Annotated in this window: 15 protein-coding genes; 7 read left to right on the forward strand and 8 right to left on the reverse strand. The window is 66.7% G+C overall.

The annotated features are described in order from the left end of the window. The first annotated feature begins 2 nt into the window (after positions 1-2). From U7114_RS00065 to U7114_RS00080, 4 genes are all read left to right on the forward strand, one after another. The gene (locus U7114_RS00065) at positions 3-650 is read left to right on the forward strand and encodes a nucleoside triphosphate pyrophosphatase (protein WP_321215773.1); all 648 of its coding nucleotides are present in this window, start codon (positions 3-5) and stop codon (positions 648-650) included. Between the two features lie 154 nt (positions 651-804). Next, complete coding sequence (locus U7114_RS00070) at positions 805-2,616, forward strand: acetyl/propionyl/methylcrotonyl-CoA carboxylase subunit alpha (RefSeq protein ID WP_157238681.1); 1,812 nt, start codon at positions 805-807, stop codon at positions 2,614-2,616. A gap of 15 nt (positions 2,617-2,631) precedes the next feature. Continuing rightward, entirely contained in the window at positions 2,632-3,069 is a 438-nt protein-coding gene (locus tag U7114_RS00075) for a YybH family protein (protein WP_104997279.1), read from the forward strand. A gap of 41 nt (positions 3,070-3,110) precedes the next feature. Beyond that, positions 3,111-3,842, forward strand: coding sequence for a glutamine amidotransferase (locus U7114_RS00080; protein WP_323056199.1), 732 nt, complete (start codon positions 3,111-3,113; stop codon positions 3,840-3,842). Positions 3,843-3,899: 57 nt separating this feature from the next. Here the strand turns inward: U7114_RS00080 and U7114_RS00085 are convergent, their stop codons facing one another. Beyond that, positions 3,900-5,312 (reverse strand): MFS transporter, encoded by a 1,413-nt coding sequence (locus tag U7114_RS00085; protein WP_157238683.1) that lies wholly within the window; start codon positions 5,310-5,312, stop codon positions 3,900-3,902. A 276-nt stretch (positions 5,313-5,588) separates the two neighbouring features. On the opposite strand from U7114_RS00085, the gene U7114_RS00090 reads away from it, so the two are divergent. The 3 genes from U7114_RS00090 to U7114_RS00100 are packed head-to-tail and all read left to right on the forward strand — an operon-like array spanning position 5,589 to position 10,844. Next, a complete protein-coding gene (locus tag U7114_RS00090) occupies positions 5,589-7,049 on the forward strand; it encodes an MFS transporter (RefSeq protein ID WP_321215772.1) in 1,461 nt (486 codons plus the stop codon). Position 7,050: 1 nt separating this feature from the next. After that, positions 7,051-9,285 (forward strand): molybdopterin oxidoreductase family protein, encoded by a 2,235-nt coding sequence (locus tag U7114_RS00095; RefSeq protein ID WP_323056200.1) that lies wholly within the window; start codon positions 7,051-7,053, stop codon positions 9,283-9,285. After that, positions 9,282-10,844 (forward strand): FAD-dependent oxidoreductase, encoded by a 1,563-nt coding sequence (locus tag U7114_RS00100; protein WP_323056201.1) that lies wholly within the window; start codon positions 9,282-9,284, stop codon positions 10,842-10,844. The genes U7114_RS00095 and U7114_RS00100 overlap by 4 nt, the downstream gene beginning before the upstream one ends. 34 nt (positions 10,845-10,878) lie before the next feature. Here U7114_RS00100 and U7114_RS00105 read toward each other — a convergent pair whose 3' ends face one another. The 7 genes from U7114_RS00105 to U7114_RS00135 all read right to left on the reverse strand — a co-directional run bounded on the left by U7114_RS00105 (position 10,879) and on the right by U7114_RS00135 (position 16,354). Beyond that, on the reverse strand, positions 10,879-11,424 hold the full coding sequence (locus U7114_RS00105; RefSeq protein WP_323056202.1) for a flavodoxin domain-containing protein: 546 nt from the start codon (positions 11,422-11,424) through the stop codon (positions 10,879-10,881). Between the two features lie 112 nt (positions 11,425-11,536). Beyond that, the gene (locus U7114_RS00110; protein ID WP_321215769.1) at positions 11,537-11,722 is read right to left on the reverse strand and encodes a PspC domain-containing protein; all 186 of its coding nucleotides are present in this window, start codon (positions 11,720-11,722) and stop codon (positions 11,537-11,539) included. 58 nt (positions 11,723-11,780) lie between these two features. Continuing rightward, positions 11,781-12,152, reverse strand: coding sequence for a hypothetical protein (locus U7114_RS00115; RefSeq protein ID WP_157238688.1), 372 nt, complete (start codon positions 12,150-12,152; stop codon positions 11,781-11,783). Positions 12,153-12,161: 9 nt separating this feature from the next. Then, positions 12,162-13,766, reverse strand: a complete 1,605-nt coding sequence (locus U7114_RS00120; protein ID WP_323056203.1) for a radical SAM protein — start codon at positions 13,764-13,766, stop codon at positions 12,162-12,164. A gap of 1 nt (position 13,767) precedes the next feature. Continuing rightward, a complete protein-coding gene (locus U7114_RS00125; RefSeq protein WP_157238690.1) occupies positions 13,768-14,124 on the reverse strand; it encodes a hypothetical protein in 357 nt (118 codons plus the stop codon). Then, on the reverse strand, positions 14,121-14,879 hold the full coding sequence (locus tag U7114_RS00130; RefSeq protein ID WP_323056204.1) for a prolipoprotein diacylglyceryl transferase: 759 nt from the start codon (positions 14,877-14,879) through the stop codon (positions 14,121-14,123). Before U7114_RS00130 ends, U7114_RS00125 begins: the two co-directional genes overlap by 4 nt. Positions 14,880-14,938: 59 nt before the next feature. Continuing rightward, a complete protein-coding gene (locus tag U7114_RS00135) occupies positions 14,939-16,354 on the reverse strand; it encodes an NAD(P)H-quinone dehydrogenase (RefSeq protein ID WP_323056205.1) in 1,416 nt (471 codons plus the stop codon). Between the last annotated feature and the right edge of the window lie 19 nt (positions 16,355-16,373).

The raw sequence follows: 16,373 nt of genomic DNA on the forward strand, positions 1-16,373 counted from the left end.
CCGTGCCCCGCCTGATTCTCGCCTCCCAGTCGCCCGCCCGCACCAAACTCCTGGCCGAGGCCGGCATCCGCCACACCGTCCTGGTCTCGGACGTGGACGAGGACGCCGTCCAGGCCCGGTACGGCGTTACCGACCCCCATGACACCGCGCTGCTGCTTGCCCGGGCAAAGGCCGAAGCCGTGGCCGCCCTCCCGGAAGCAGAAGGGGCGCTGGTCCTTGGCTGCGATTCCGTCTTCGAATTCGACGGCGAGGCGCACGGCAAGCCGTACACCGCCGCCGTGGCCCGTGAGCGCATGCTGCGGATGAGCGGCAACACGGGGGTGCTGCACACGGGCCACTGGCTGGTGGACTGCCGGGACACCGATCCGGACGACGACGGCGGCGGGGAACAGGGTTCGGGCGCCACTTTGGGGACGGTTGCCTCCGCCGCGGTCTCCTTCCTGGAGATGGAACCGGCCGAGATCGATGCCTACATCGCCACCGGCGAGCCGCTGCACTGCGCCGGGTCCTTCACCATCGACGGCCTGGGCGGGGCGTTCATCCGGAAGGTCGACGGCGACCCGCACACCGTCGTCGGGCTTTCCGTCTCCACCCTCCGGGACCTGCTGGCCTCGGCGAACGTGCGCATCACCGACCTCTGGCCCGCTTGAGCGGAGCCCCGCCCGGCGCGGTAAAAGCGCCGCATTTCGTAGCGTCTTGTAGCTTCCCTACAAAGGCTGGAGCGTTTACACGCGGATTCCGCAAGTAATATCGGCGGAACCCTCAAAACCGCGCTAGGCTCCCTGAAGGAAAGAAGGAGACGCCTTGTCAGCAAATTTGGAGCAGTCCGCAGGAACCACGCAGTCGACCCTCACGAAGGTGCTGATCGCCAACCGCGGTGAAATTGCCGTCCGCATCATCCGCGCCGCACGTGATGAAGGCATCGCCTCCGTGGCGGTCTACGCGGACCCGGACCGTGACGCCCTGCACGTCCGCCTCGCTGACGAGGCCTACGCCCTGGGCGGGAACACCGCGGCCGAGTCCTACCTGGTGATGGACAAGATCATCGACGCCGCCCTCCAGTCCGGCGCCGACGCCATCCACCCCGGCTACGGCTTCCTTGCCGAAAACGCCGAATTCGCCGCGCGCGTGATCGACGCCGGCATCACGTGGATCGGCCCGTCGCCGGAAGCCATCTCTGCCCTCGGCGACAAGGTCCAGGCCCGGCACATCGCCGAAAAAGTGGGCGCCCCCCAGGTTCCCGGCACCGCCGACCCCGTGCAGTCCGCCGAGGAGATCCTGGACTTCGTGGACCAGTACGGCCTGCCGGTGGCCATCAAGGCCGCGTTCGGTGGCGGCGGCCGCGGCATCAAGGTGGCCCGGACCAGGGAAGAAATCCCCGAACTGTACGAGTCGGCCGTCCGCGAAGCCACCGCCGCCTTCGGCCGCGGCGAATGCTTCATCGAGCGCTTCCTGGACGCCCCCCGGCACGTGGAAACCCAGTGCCTGGCTGACGCCCACGGCAACGTCGTGGTGGTCTCCACCCGCGACTGCTCCCTGCAGCGCCGCAACCAGAAACTGGTGGAGGAGGCCCCCGCCCCGTTCCTGACCGAGGACCAGAACCGGCGCCTCTACGAATCCTCCAAGGCCATCCTCAAGGAGGCAGGCTACCTGGGCGCCGGCACCTGCGAATTCCTCGTGGGACAGGACGGCACCATCTCCTTCCTGGAAGTCAACACCCGCCTGCAGGTGGAGCACTGCGTTTCCGAGGAAGTCACCGGCATCGACCTGGTGCGCGAGCAGTTCCGGCTGGCACGTGGCGAAGAGCTCGGCTACGGCGACCCCGAGGTGCGCGGCCACTCCATCGAATTCCGCATCACGGGTGAAGACCCGGGCCGGAACTTCATGCCGGCTCCCGGCACCGTGCGCGTGCTGAAGAATCCCACTGGCCCCGGAGTCCGGATCGACTCGGGCATCGAACAGGGTGACGAGATCAGCGGCAACTTCGACTCCATGCTCTCCAAGCTGATCGTGACGGGCGCCAGCCGGCCACAGGCCCTGCAGCGGGCCCGCCGCGCCCTGGAGGAGATGGTGGTGGAGGGCATTCCCACCGTCATCCCGTTCGACCTCGCGGTGGTTTCCGATCCCGCATTCGCCCCGGCCGAGGGCCCGTTCAAGATCCACACCCGGTGGATCGAGACAGAGTTCGTCAACAACCTTCCGGCCTGGACGCCCGACGGAGTTGCTGACACCGACGGCGCGGAAGAGCGCCGGCGCGTGGTGGTGGAAGTGGGCGGCAAGCGGCTCGAGGTGGTCCTGCCCGCCTCCCTCGGTTCCCTGGGAACGGGCGGGGCGGCAACGGCAGCCAAGCCCGCCAAATCGAAGAAGCGCTCACGCTCCGGCGGCCCGGCTGCCGCCACCGGCAACGCCCTCACCTCCCCCATGCAGGGCACCATCGTGAAGGTCGCCGTCGCGAACGGCGACCTTGTGACCGAGGGAGACCTGGTGGTGGTCCTCGAGGCGATGAAGATGGAGCAGCCGCTGACCGCGCACCGCTCGGGAACCATCATCGGGCTCCAGGCATCATCCGGCGAAACAGTGTCTGCCGGCGCTGTCATTGCCATCATCGAAGACTAAGCGCCGGAGGCACCCATGCTCGCACCCAGCTTCCAGGAAGAAGTGGACCGCTACCACCTTGCCGTCCCCGAAATCACCCAGGGCAACCCCGGCCCCATCAAGGAGCTCTATTCGCGGCTCGACGACGTCACCCTGGCCAACCCGTTCGGCGGGATAGCCCGCGGCTGGGCACAGGTGGAGGCCAGGCTGGACCAGGCTGCCCGGCAGTTCCAGGACGGACAGATGCTCGGGTTCGACACCATCTCGTCCTACACCGCCCGGGACACCGCCTACCTCGTGGAGACCGAACATTTCCGGGCACGCCTGGACGGTGCTGCCGCCGCGGAGGAGTTCGCACTCCGGGTCACCAGTATTTTCCGGCGCGAGGAAGGCTACTGGAAGCTCGTGCACCGGCACGCGGACCCCGCCGCGCGGCCGCAGTCGCGCCGCTCCCTCACCCAGCCTGCCAGCTGATATTGGCTGACAGACCGGTCTCCAACCGGCACACTTAGCAGATGTTGCCTTTCCTGCTCCTGGCCTCGCGGGCGGAGGATGCTGCCGCCGAGGACGAGTATGCCGCCTACCTCCGGTACGGCGGGCTGGAGCCGCGGGAGCTGCGGAGGGTGCGCCTGGAAGCTGCGCCGCTGCCCAGCCTGGACCTTTCCAGCTACTCGGGCGTGATTGTGGGCGGCAGCCCCTTCACCTCGAGCGATCCCCCGGAAACGAAATCCCCCGTCCAGCACCGGGTGGAGCGCGAGCTCGCGGGACTGCTGGACGAACTGGTGGCCCGCGACTTCCCGTTCCTGGGGGCATGCTACGGGGTGGGGACGCTGGGGCGGCACCAGGGCGCCGTGATCGACAGGACCTACGGCGAACCCCTGGGCGGGGTGGAGATCGAGCTGACGGAGGCCGGGCTTGAGGACCCCTTGCTGGAGGGACTCTCCCCGACATTTACGGCGTTCACCGGCCATAAGGAGGCCTGCACCGTCCTGCCCCCGCAGGCGATCCTGCTGGCCCGCTCCGCGGCCTGCCCGGTGCACATGTTCCGGGTCCGGGAAAACCTGTATGCCACGCAGTTCCATCCGGAGCTGGACGCTGAAGGCCTGTGCACCCGGATCGACATTTACCGGCACGCGGGGTATTTTCCGCCGGAGTCGGCCGAGGAGCTGATGGAGAGCGCCCGGCAGTTCACTGCCACCGAACCCATGAAGATCCTGCGGAACTTCGTGGCCCGCTACGCCCGGTAGGCATGAAAATGCCCGGCAGGCCGCAGGGCCATACCGGGCATCTCCATCAGGACCGGGTCAGGCCACGTTGTTCTCGTAATCCAGGTCGCGGGTCTCCTTGCTCACAAACAGGGCAATGAGGGTCAGGACGGCCATGGAGGTCAGGTAGATGCCCACCAGGACCGGGCTGCCGTCCGCCATTTCCCACAGCGCCACGGCGATGAACGGGGCCACCGCCGCACCCAGGATGCTGGAGAAGTTGTAGCTGACGGCTGAGCCCGTGTACCGGACGTTCGTGGGGAACAGTTCGGGCAGCAGCGCACCCATCGGCCCGAACGTCAGGCCCATCAGGGAGAAGCCGATCACCAGCAGCGCCATGGTGCCAATGAAGCCGCCGCTGAACAGCGGGACGAACAGCAGGCCGAAGACGAAGATGCCGCCGGTGACGGCCAGGAGCATCTTGCGGCGGCCGTACTTCTCGGCCAGCGGTCCGGAGACCAGCGTGAAAATGCCGAAGAAGACGACGCCGGCGATCAGCATCCACAGGAAGTCGTTGCGGGTGTAGCCCAGGCCTGGGACGAACGCGGCGGCGGCCGCTTCCGACATAGGCTTGCCGGCCTTTTCAGCCGCGGCCCTGGCGGCCTCGAGGCTGGCGGGGCGGGTGCCGTAGGTCAGGGTGAAGGTGGTCATCAGGTAGAAGAGCACGTAGGTGGCGAGCATGATGAACGTACCCAGGATGAGCTGGCGCCAGCTGGTCTTGAACACCCGGCCCAGCGGCAGTTTGGCGACCTCGTTGGACTCGATCACCTTGGTGAAGGCGGGGGTTTCGATCAGCTTGAGCCGGACGTACAGGCCGATGATGACCATGACGGCACTGAGCAGGAAGGGAACGCGCCAGCCCCAGGCCTGGAAGTCGGCCGGGGAGAGTGCGTAGCTGAACACCAGGAAGATCACGTTGGCGATGATGAAGCCGATGGGGGCGCCCAGCTGGGGGAAGGTGCCGTAGATGGCCCGCTTGTTCGCGGGCGCATTCTCGGTGGCCAGGAGCGCAGCGCCGCTCCATTCACCACCCAGGGCCAGGCCCTGGGCGAAGCGCATGACCACCAGCAGCGCGGGGGCCCAGAACGCCCAGCCCGGAACCAGGGCGGTGGGCAGGCAGCCGATGAGGAAGGTGGCAATACCCATGGTGAGCAGGGATGCCACCAGCGTGCCCTTGCGGCCGAACTTGTCGCCGAAGTGGCCAAAGACGATCGAGCCGAGCGGGCGGGCCACGAAGGCCACACCGAATACCGCAAAGGAGCTCAGGAGCTGGGTTGTTTCGTTCTGGTTGGGGAAGAACAGCTGCGGAAAGACGAGCACCGCGGCCGTGGCGTAGACGTAGAAGTCGTAGAACTCGACCGTGGTGCCGATCAGGCTGGCTACGATCACGCGGCCCCGGGAGTTCACGGGCTGCGGGGATCCGGGCACCGTGGAGGTTTCGGTGGATGACATAGGTAAACGCTTTCGTGAGAACCGTCCGGAGGCAGCAGTCGTGCTCCGGGTCGAAATAGTTAGAGTCCAATATTAGTTCCCGCGTTCCAGTGAATGGACAAAAGGTCCAGCATGCGGACAGATGCAGTCCGTCTCATTTTTGGCCATTAACCCTCGCCTAACAGCGGCCCATGGCCGCCGATAGGCAAATGTCACAGCGCGTTAACAAACATCGTCGGTCCGTGAAACGCGGCTTCTTTACCTTGGAGGAACAACATCCCCCGAAGGAGGTACACCGTGACTGTTGATCGCACCGCTGATGCCGGCACCGGCAATTCCCTTGACCTCGACGTACAAGGTTCCGCAGCCGCCAGCGCACAGCCCGGCACCACCCGCACCACAGACTCCCCCGCCCTTGAATTCCGCCCCGGCCGCTGGATCGCCAACTGGGATGCCGAGAACAAGGAGCAGTGGGAAACCGCCGGCCGCACCATTGCCCGCCGCAACCTCAACTGGTCCATCTTCGCCGAATTCCTCGGCTTCGTCGTATGGCAGCTCTGGTCCATCGTTGTGGTCCAGCTGCCCGCAGCAGGCTTCACGTTCTCCACCTCCGAGATTTTCTGGCTCATCTCCATGCCCAGCCTGGTGGGCGCAACCCTCCGCATCCCCTACACCTTCATGGTTCCCCGCTTCGGCGGCCGCAACTGGACCATCGTGTCCGCCCTGCTGCTCCTGATCCCCGCCATCGGCCTCGGACTCTGCGTGTCCAACCCGGAAACCCCCTTCGGCGTCATGCTCCTCGTGGCAGCCCTGGCCGGCTTCGGCGGCGGCAACTTTGCCAGCTCCATGGCCAACATCACGTTCTTCTACCCCGCCCGTGAAAAGGGCTGGGCACTGGGCCTGAACGCTGCGGGCGGCAACATGGGTGCCGCCGTGGCACAGCTCGCCGTCCCGATTGTGATCACCATGCTCGCCGTCGGCAGCGTCAACCTCCCCATGGCCGGCTGGATGTGGGTCCCCTTCATCCTGATCGCCGCGTTCGGCGCCTTCAAATACATGGACAACCTCACCAGCGCCAAGGGTGACGTGGCCGGTTCGATCGCAGCGCTGAAGGAACCGCACCTGTGGATCATGGCACTGCTGTACATCGGCACCTTCGGTTCGTTCATCGGATTCGCCGGTGTCTTCCCCAAGCTCATCAAGGACTACTTCCCGGCCTTCTCCTCGATCGGAGTGGGGACCGTGGCACTGTCCCTCGCGTTCCTCGGCCCGCTGGTGGGTTCCCTGGCCCGGCCCTACGGCGGACGGATGGCTGACCGGATGGGCGGCGCCCGCATGACCATCGCGGCATTCGCTTCCATGGCCGTGATCACCCTGACCATGATCTGGACCCTGCCGCTGAAGAACTTCTGGCTCTTCCTGGCGCTCTTCCTGATGCTCTTCACCGCCAGCGGCTTTGGAAACGGCGCCACGTACCGGATGATCCCGGTCATCTTCGCCACCTCCAGCCGGGCAGCAAAGAACGGCGCCAGCTCCGTAGCCACCCAGCGCCTGGCCTCCTCGGCCCTTGGCCTCATCTCGGCCATCGGCGCCTACGGCGGATTCGTGATCCCCCAGGTACTGAACGCATCGAACTCCGCCAGCGGCTCCTACACATCCGCTTTCTACGGCTTCGTCGGAGCGTATGTCCTGATGCTGGTTGTCTGCTGGGCCTGCTACATCCGCAACGCCAACCGAAATGCGATGGGACACGTCTAACATGACCACAAGCGCCGACACGCACTGCCCTTACTGCGCCCTGCAGTGCGCCATGACGCTCACGTCTCCAACGGGCCTGGCCCCGGCTTCCCAGCCGGGGCCAGTCCCCGTGTCCGCACCACCCGCAGCGGAACATGAAGCGCCCCAGGCGCCCACCAACGTTCCGCTCACAGTCCAAGGACGGGATTTCCCCACCAACCGCGGCGGCCTCTGCCGCAAGGGCTGGACGTCCCCCAGCCTCCTGAACCACGCCGGCCGGATCACCGAGCCGCTGCTGAAAGGCCCCGACGGCGTCCACCGCCCCATCAGCTGGGAGCAGGCCCTGGACCTTGCAGTCGCCGCGGTGAAGGATGCCCGCGCACGCCACGGGGCGGACGCCGTCGGCGTTTTCGGCGGCGGTGGCCTGACCAACGAAAAGGCCTACATGCTGGGCAAGTTCGCCCGGCTCGCCCTGGGCACGTCGAGGATCGATTACAACGGCCGCTTCTGCATGTCCTCCGCCGCGGCTGCCGGGATGCGGGCCTTCGGCATCGACCGCGGCCTGCCGTTCCCGCTGGAGTCCCTGGACACCGCCAGCACCATTTTGATGCTGGGCTCGAATGTGGCCGAGACCATGCCGCCCTTTGTGCAGCACCTCAAGGGAACGCGCGACGCCGGCGGGCTGATCGTGGTCGATCCCCGCCGCTCCGCCACAGCTGCCTTCACGGCCGACGGCGGAGGCCTCCACCTCCAGCCCCTGCCGGGCACCGACCTGGCCCTCCTGCTGGGCATCTCCCACGTGGTCATCCACGAGAACCTGGTGGACACTTCCTACCTGGAGGAACGCACCTCCGGCTACAGCGCCGTAGCCCGCAGCGTCAACTCCTTCTGGCCCGAACGCGTCCAGTCCCTCACCGGCGTCCCGGCCGAACTCATTCGGGAAACAGCCCGCCGGCTCGCCGCCGGGGCCCGCCAGGGCGGCAGCTACATCCTCACCGGCCGCGGCGTGGAACAGCACGTCGACGGCACCGATACCGCAACGGCGGCCATCAACCTGAGCCTCCTGCTGGGCCTGCCCGGTTCCGCCCGCAGCGGCTACGGCACCCTCACCGGCCAGGGCAACGGCCAGGGCGGCCGCGAGCATGGCCAGAAGGCGGACCAGCTCCCCGGCTACCGCAAGATCACCGACCCCGCCGCCCGCGCCCATGTAGCCGGCGTCTGGGGCGTTCCCGAGGAACTTATTCCCGGCCCCGGCCTGCCCGCCGTCCAGCTGCTTCAGTCACTGGGAAAGCCCGACGGCGTCCGTTGCCTTTTCGTCCACGCCTCCAATATCGCCGTGGCTTCCCCCGACGCGAACGCAGTGATCCAGGGGCTCCGCAGCCTGGACTTCCTGATGGTCTGCGACTTCTTTATGTCCGAGACCGCAGCCGAGGCGGACCTCATCCTCCCGGTGCTCCAGTGGGCGGAGGAGGAAGGCACCCTGACCAACCTCGAAGGGCGGGTGCTGCGCCGCCGCCGCGCCCTTGCGCCCCCGCCGGGTGCCCGTAGCGAACTCTGGATCATGGCGCGGCTGGCCGAGGCCCTGGACGCACCGTCCACCTACAGCGAAGACCCCGAAACCGTCTTCGAGGAACTCCGCCTGGCCTCCGCCGGCGGGCTGGCCGACTACTCGGGCATCGACTACGCCATGCTGGACCGCGGGGAGGCCGCCTACTGGCCCTACCCCGCCGGCAGCACCGGCACGCCGCGCCTGTTCCAGGACGCTTTCGCGCACGCTGACGGCAAAGCCGTGATGGTCCCGGTGACGCCGCGCCGCCGTCGTACTCCTGCTGCGCCCCCTGCAGGGGATGGCACAGCTGCCAAGACCATGACACTGATCACGGGCCGACTCCTGGAGCACTACCAGTCCGGCGCGCAGACCCGACGGGTGCCGGAACTGCTGGCAGCGCAGCCGGAGGCACAGGTGCAGATCCATCCGGCAGCCGCAGCATCGATGGGCATCACCGAAGGCGCGCTCGTGTCGGTGGCCAACGAGCGCGGCGAAGTGGTGTGCCGGGCCCAACTCAGCAACGCCATCCGTCCCGAGACGGTCTTCCTGCCCTTCCACTTCCCCGAACTGGAGAGCGCCAACCGCCTCACCGAGGCGGCCACGGACCCCATCTCCGGGATGCCCGAATTCAAGTTCAACACCGTGTGGGTCCGGCCCGTGGCCGTTCCCCTCTCCACCAACGTGCTTCAAACGACGGAGGCCTCATGAGCGAGCAGATTGTCATTGTGGGATTCGGCCCGGTGGCGGCCCGGCTGGTGGACGAACTCCTGCCCGCGGTCCGCACCGGCCTGGCCACCCTGATTGTGGTGGGCGAGGAAGCTGAAGCAGCCTACAACCGGGTTCTCGTCGCCGACCTCGGTGTGGGACGCACCACGGCCGATGCCCTGGCACTCTCCGACGCGGACGCCCTGGCCGGCGACGGTGTGGACGTCCGCCTCGGCCTCCGCGTCCGCAGGGTGGACCGGGCCCGGCAGCAGGTCATCCTCTCCGACGGCGCAGCAGTCCACTACGACCGCCTGGTCTTTGCCACCGGCTCACGCCCGGTCATTCCCAACCTCACCGGCATCAACCCGGACCCCACCCACCCTGTCCTTCCGGCCGGCGTCACCGCGCTGCGCGACCTGCGTGACGCCGACGTGCTGCGCCAGGCAGTGGAGGGCGGCAAGCGGGTAGTGGTCCTGGGCGGCGGCGTCCTGGGCCTGGAGACGGCCCTGGCCGCGGCCGAAGAAGGCGCCACCGTCACCGTGGTCCACAACGGGCCCCACCCCCTGGGACGCAACATCGACCGCGGCGGCGGCGCCGTCCTGGCTGCCAGCCTGCGCCGCTGCGGCGTCCGGATGGCCGGCAATGCCCGCTCCACCGGGGTGGAGCACAACGCTCCCGACGGCGGTTTCTCCGCTTTGCTGCTTGATGACAAGTCAGCGATCGACGGCGACCTCCTGGTGCTGTCCTGCGGCGTCCGTCCCCGAACGGAGCTGGCCGAGGGCTGCGGGCTTTCCACGTCCGCAGGAATCCTGGTGGACCACAAGCTCCGCGCCCACCACGAGCCGCACATCTTCGCCATCGGCGACTGCGCGGAGGTGCGCTGCCCGGACCCTGGCTGCGCATCCTGCCGCAATGCTAAAGGACCGTCGGGCCTGGTGGGGCCGGGCTGGCGCCAGGCCGAATGGCTGGCCGAATACCTGGCCCTCCTGGCCGCAGGCACGCCGGAGCAAGCCGAAGTCCTGCCGGAACTGCCTGCGGAGCAGGCCGGCGTCATCGTCCTGAAGGCACGCGGCATGAACATGGCCGTGGCCGGGGACAACGCTGCCGAGCCGTGGGACGAGGAAGCACTGTCCGCCGGTGCCGTGGACGGGCGCCCGCGCCTCCAGGTTGCCCAGTGGGCGGATCCGGAGCACGGCCGCTACGTGAAGATGACCACCCGCGGCGGCGTTCTTGAAGGGCTGGTGGCTGTGGGCATGCCACGCACCGCCGCCGAGCTTGTGGGGCTGTTCGAACGCAGCGCCGAACTGCCGGCAGACCGGTCCCTGCTGCTGCGCCTTGACGGCCCGGACCAGCTGCCCGGCACGGGTCCCGCCGATCCCGCCGGCACCGTATGCCGGTGCGCGGGCGTCAGCGGAGCCGCCATCCAGGGCGCAGTTGAGGAAGGCTGCTCCACGGTGGCAGACGTGTCCAAGGCAACAAGGGCGGGCACGGGCTGCGGCGGCTGCCACGAGGATATTAAGGGGCTCATCGAAAAACACTTCCAGGCGGTCTCAGCCGCCTGAATTTGGGCCTGGGGGTTGAGGTTCTCCAGCCGCCCTAGGAGGGGTTTGCCGGATTCGCCAGCCTGGCCAGGAAATCCTCCGTGAAGTGCTTTACGCCGTCCCATTCGGTATAGATGTAGTCGCGGGAGGTGTCGAGGTCCTGGGATCCCTTGTCCTTGACGATCTTCTTCATCAGCTGGCGCTTCAGGAAGTTGTACCGGGTGTACAGGAGCGCACCGCCGAACATTGCCACGTGCCGGGGATGCCAGCCGGTCTCCTCCTCGAACTGCTTCACCTGGCTTTCCGCGTTGGCTTCGTCCCCGTGGGCGGCCAGGCTGACCGAAACCAGGGCGGAGGGCACCTGGTCTAGTTCCGTGCGGTTTTCGCGGACGAAGTCGGCAACAAAGCCCTCGTGCTTGCCCATGTGCACCGATGCCGCCACGATGACGCCGTCCTGCCCGTCCGGAAGCCTGCCCGTGTTGTGCTTGAGGTCCACCGTTTCGGCCTGGTGCCCGTGGGCCCGGATGACGTCCGCGATGTACTCGGCTATGTGGGCTGTCTGCCCTTCAAGGCTGCCGTAGGGCATATGGATCTTAGCCATGCTCAACTGTGCGTTCAGGGCGCAGCGGAAGACTAGGGCACAACGTCCCAGCGGCGCGGACCGGTCCGCAGGCCTTCCGGCCCGGGACCCGGCCCCCGGCCAGCATGTGTGGTTACGCCGGTTCCTTGGGAATGATGATCCACAGCACGATGTAGGCGAGTTCGCCTACCCCTACCAGCCCAAAGATCACGAAGCCCAGCCGGACCAGGAATTTCGGGAGTCCAAAGCGGGCTGCCAGGGCTGCGCAGACGCCGCCAATCATCTTGCCGCGGCGCGGCCTCACAAGTGCTGTTGTCATTGCTGGTACCTAACCTTTCATACCGGTTGATTCATTGCTGCCGAATATGTGCGCATGGTCAAGGGCCAAGGAAACCGGCCACCAGGGCATAAATTCCCCAGAGCCCGGCCCCGAGCAGGGCTCCCAGATACGTCAGTACCAGCCTGGTGTCCTGAAGATAGCAGTTTGACTTCTTGAGGCCATTGCGCCGGGCTTTCCAGTAGCCGGCGAACCCGATGGCTGCGAACACCGTCAGCGCTGCGGGGCCGGCCACCCAGCCGAGCAGGGCGATAGTGGCGAAAATGCACAGGCGCAGCGGATCGTACGGTGCCGTGGGCTGGTTGTCATGGCCTGCGCCGCTGCGGGACGGGTGCGGGGCCCTCCCGGACGCCACAAGCTCCGACGGCAGTGCCCCCGCTGCAATGCGCCCGGCATCCGAGGCAGAGCTCATCATTCCTCCTTAAACCTGGCGGACCGGGAGAAGCTGTTGGCCAGTGGCCGTGCTCATCCGCTGCACCGCCAGGGCTGGCCATGCCTGGACTGCGCAGAAAGGAGCGCACTGGTGGTCACCGGTGTCGCTCTTGGTTCCCACGTGCACGCAGCACTGGGTGAGCCGTTCCTCGATCATGGTGGACATATCCATGAACGGTTTCACCATGATCCTGGTGACCCGCTCTGCGAGGAGCCGGCGCAGCCGCTGTTGCTGGCCCGGAAGCTTGCCGGCGGCAAGCGTGGTGAGAGTACCGATGCCAAGGTCGCACTGGGTGCAGATGTTTTTCCAAAGATCGGCTGTCCGCGGATGGGAAAGGGAAGACTGCTCGCTGAGCAGGTCGAGAAGCGAAGACTTCATGAGGCTGCGCAGTTCAAGCGGGACTGCGCTGTCGGCGATACGGTTGGCAATGCTGTCAGGATGCAGCTCGAGCCATGCCAGCAGTTGGTCATGCCCGATCAGGGCAGCGAGCGATCGCCACGTTCCGGAATCGTCCTTCAGCATGTACCCGACGGACGCGCAGTGCGGATGCGAGCACGGCAGGGCTGTCAGGTCGTGCCAGGAAACTACGCCGTTGGTTTGCTCCGCGAGCCTTTGGAGTACGCCCGTATGCGTGAGCCGGTCCATGGGGTCGATGCCGTGCCCGCGTCCTGAACCAAACACCGGTTGCAATGCGACTCCACCGACAAACGGGGTCTCCAAGGCGCGCATGACGACGGCGCCGACCTCGCCGTCGTTGACGCCGAGGGTTGCCGTCATGGTCAGCGTGGTGAAGACGCCCGCCTCGGAGAGGCGTGAGATCGCTGCGTCCTTGAAGCGCGTCAGGTCACCGCCGCGGTGGTGGACCGAGGCCTCCTTCGACGGCCCGTCGTACTGGAGGTAGACCTCCACACGGTCCCGGTGCCTGGCCAGCAGCGAGAGCAACTCATCGTCGGTGGCGAGCAGCATGCCGTTGCTGTTCACCATGATCCGGACAATCGGCCGCGCAACCAGCTCCGCCAGCAGTTCGGCTAGCTGCGGGTAGAGCGTCGGTTCCCCGCCGGACAGCATCAGCACATCCAGGCGCCCATTCTCACGGGAAAGCCGGGTGTCAACGTTCGCCAGCACCTGGTCCAGGGGCGCGACGCCCTGTAGCTGCGGGCCCGATGCTGTGAAGCAGGTGGGGCAGCGCAAATTGCAGTGCTCGATGATGTCCTGCAGGAGGATGCAGGTGTGCTGCGTCTGCATTGCCGGAAGCCCGTAGGCATACGCCTCGGGTATCTGGCGGTAATTACCGGCCTGGTCAGGGATGTGCTGCTTGGTCGGCGCCTGCCACTTCTCCAGGTAGCGCAGGATTTCCGGAGACTCGTCGTACAAGGTGCTGACCAGCCCGTGGTCCGGGCAGCCGCGTTCCAGCCACACCCGGTCATCCCGGATCAGCAGCGCGCCGGAGAGCCGCCGCACCTGTGCGAGCGGTCGATTCGTTTCGTGGCAATAGGGACAGAATGCTGTGACGTACCGGTGGATCCGGTCGCCGCGCAGCGGTTGGCCGGGGCCGGGCAGGATCCGTGCCGGGGACGCAGAGGACGGGTTCATCTCAGGCTCGCATCCGCGCGAGGGCTCCAACGCAGATCCCGCCGCCGAGCAGGGTGAAGATCCCCAGGCCAATAAGCAGCCCCGCACCCAGCCGGGACGTGCGGGGCTGGACTGCAAGCACAACGGCCAGCCCCAGGTAGGCTGCCACTGGTATTAATGCGGCGGGCCCAGCGAGGAAGGTCTTATACCCTTCATCCGGAGCAATGCCACTCGTTGTCCCGAAATAGAGGGCATAAAGGGCAGCAGCCCCCACCAGGATTCCGAGCCCCATGGAACCGCGCCTTGGTTCGGCGGGCGGCTCCTCACGCCCGGGCGGTGGGGGCGGGTTCCGCGGAACGTCGGGGTTGTCCTCGCTCATGCCATTTTTCCTTCCAACTTCGGGCGGAGTGGTTTCCCGAACACCCGCTGCATCCGCCAGAACAGCAAAGGGAGGACAGCCAACAGGAACCATTGCGGCCGGCTCATCCCCAGCCAGAGCACTTCATTGCCGCGGACGAACTCCACGCCGAAGCGGAACAGGGCGTAGGAAGCCACGTAGCAGATGAAGAGGTCGCCAGGATGAGGCAGGCTGTCCCGAAAACGCCACATTGCCCCGAACGCGGCAAGATGGAAGGCAATTTCATAGGCAAAGGACGGATGCAGCCCCACGCCAGGGGATCCGTTCACCAGAGCAGCCTGCGCGGGGGTGAGGACAATCCCCCACGCGCCGCCGGTCGGAGTCCCGGGCAACTCGGTGAGGAGGCAGCCTACCCGCCCAATGATCAGCGCCAGGGCAACCGCGGGTGCGATGAGATCACCGGTCTTTTCCCGGTACCCCGTCAGCCGTTTCGCCAGGAGGACGCCAAGCCAGGCCCCGACAAGGCCCGCCAGGATACTCCGGTCACCATTGCCCCACCACTCAGCCAACGAAACCCCGCGGGAAAAGTCCCACGTGAGCACCCTGGAACCAACGGCCCCGAAGGCTACTGCGAAACCGGCAATGGGCCACAGCCGTGGATCGGACAGGCCGCGGCGGCGCTTTTCATAGGCGTAGAACAGCAGGGCTGCGAGGATTCCCAGCCCGACGAAGCCGGCATGCACCAGCCCGTTTCCCGTGAAGGGAAGCCCAACCATGAGCAGAGTGTAGCAATGGGGCGCAACCCGGCAGGGGACTTTGGGCCCTTACCTATGGACTACAGATGCACGTGCAGGCGCCGCGCCGCTTCCGAGATCGATCCGCTCAGGGATGGGTAGACGGTAAAGGTGCTGGCGACGTCGTCAACGTGCAGCTTCTGCTTCACCGCGATGGAGATTGGGAAGATCAATTCGGACGCGTTCGGTCCCACCACCACCCCGCCAATGACGGTGCCTGAGCCTTTGCGGGCGAAGATCTTCACGAAGCCGTCCCGGTGGTTGCGCATCTTGGCGCGGGCGTTGCTGCGCAGCGAGAGCTTGATGACGTCGCCCTGGTACTTGCCGGAATCGATCTCGGCCTCGGAAACGCCAACATTGGCAATTTCCGGCGAGGTGAAGATGTTGGACGCCACCTGGTGCAGCTTGAGCGGCGTAACGGTGTCGCCCATGAAGTGGGCCACTGCAATGCGCCCCTGCATTGCCGCGACGGAGGCCAGCGGGAGCACGCCGGTGCAGTCGCCTGCGGCGTAGATGTTGGGCGCGGAGGTGCGTGAAACGCCGTCGACTTTAATATGGCCGCTCTCGCTGAGCGCCACTCCGGCCTCCTCGAGGCCGATTCCGGCCGTGTTGGGGATGGAGCCCAGGCACAGCAGGCAGTGGCTGCCCGTCACCTTGGAACCGTCGCTCAGGGTAACCAGCACGCCGTCGTCCGTGCGCTCCACGGTCTCCGCGCGGGAACGGGACAGGACGCGGACGCCGCGGCGCTCGAACACTTCCTCCAGCACCACTGCAGCATCCACGTCGGACCCGGGAAGCACGCGGTCACGGCTCGAAATCAGCGTCACCTTGGACCCCAGGCCGTTGTACGCGGAGGCGAATTCTGCGCCCGTGACACCGGAACCCACCACGATCAGTTCCTCAGGCAGTTCATCGAGGTCGTAGATCTGCGTCCAGTTGAGGATCCGCTCGCCATCCGGCCTGGCCGTGGCAAGCTCGCGCGGGTGGGCACCCACGGCGAGCAGGATCGTGTCCGCTTCAACTGTTTCGGTGCCCTCCGCCGTGAGGACCTCGATGGTGTGGTCGTCCAGCAGGCGGCCGGATCCGGCAAGGATCCGCACTCCCTGGTGCTCCAGGCCGTCATGGATGTCCTTGGACTGGCTGCGCGCGAGGTTCAGCAGCCGGTCGTTGATGTGCTTGAGGTCGGCGCGCATTACCGGGACAAAGTCGCCGCCGTCGACGTCGAATTTCACTCCCAGCTCGCCCGCCTCGCCGACGCGCGTCATGAGGTCCGCGGTGGCGATCAGGGTCTTGGACGGGACGACGTCGGTCAGCACCGCTGATCCGCCCAGCCCGGCCCGCTCGATGATGGTGACCTGCGCCCCGAGCGAGGCGGCCACCATGGCGGCTTCGTACCCGCCGGGACCACCTCCCAGGATTGCGATCCGGGGCGAGCTGAAATCTGGATGCGTAGTCACAATCCACCATTCTCCTGCA

Source organism: Pseudarthrobacter sp. C1 (assembly GCF_034720455.1).
In the GTDB taxonomy this organism is placed as follows: domain Bacteria; phylum Actinomycetota; class Actinomycetes; order Actinomycetales; family Micrococcaceae; genus Arthrobacter.

What these genes read in the sequence shown, in the direction of transcription:
- U7114_RS00105 (WP_323056202.1), bottom strand. Translation starts at nt 11,424, where the DNA reads ATGGCTAAGATCCATATGCCCTACGGCAGCCTTGAAGGGCAGACAGCC.
- U7114_RS00080 (WP_323056199.1), top strand. Translation starts at nt 3,111, where the DNA reads ATGTTGCCTTTCCTGCTCCTGGCCTCGCGGGCGGAGGATGCTGCCGCC.
- U7114_RS00095 (WP_323056200.1), top strand. Translation starts at nt 7,051, where the DNA reads ATGACCACAAGCGCCGACACGCACTGCCCTTACTGCGCCCTGCAGTGC.
- U7114_RS00110 (WP_321215769.1), bottom strand. Translation starts at nt 11,722, where the DNA reads ATGACAACAGCACTTGTGAGGCCGCGCCGCGGCAAGATGATTGGCGGC.
- U7114_RS00100 (WP_323056201.1), top strand. Translation starts at nt 9,282, where the DNA reads ATGAGCGAGCAGATTGTCATTGTGGGATTCGGCCCGGTGGCGGCCCGG.
- U7114_RS00085 (WP_157238683.1), bottom strand. Translation starts at nt 5,312, where the DNA reads ATGTCATCCACCGAAACCTCCACGGTGCCCGGATCCCCGCAGCCCGTG.
- U7114_RS00115 (WP_157238688.1), bottom strand. Translation starts at nt 12,152, where the DNA reads ATGAGCTCTGCCTCGGATGCCGGGCGCATTGCAGCGGGGGCACTGCCG.
- U7114_RS00075 (WP_104997279.1), top strand. Translation starts at nt 2,632, where the DNA reads ATGCTCGCACCCAGCTTCCAGGAAGAAGTGGACCGCTACCACCTTGCC.
- U7114_RS00130 (WP_323056204.1), bottom strand. Translation starts at nt 14,879, where the DNA reads ATGGTTGGGCTTCCCTTCACGGGAAACGGGCTGGTGCATGCCGGCTTC.
- U7114_RS00125 (WP_157238690.1), bottom strand. Translation starts at nt 14,124, where the DNA reads ATGAGCGAGGACAACCCCGACGTTCCGCGGAACCCGCCCCCACCGCCC.
- U7114_RS00120 (WP_323056203.1), bottom strand. Translation starts at nt 13,766, where the DNA reads ATGAACCCGTCCTCTGCGTCCCCGGCACGGATCCTGCCCGGCCCCGGC.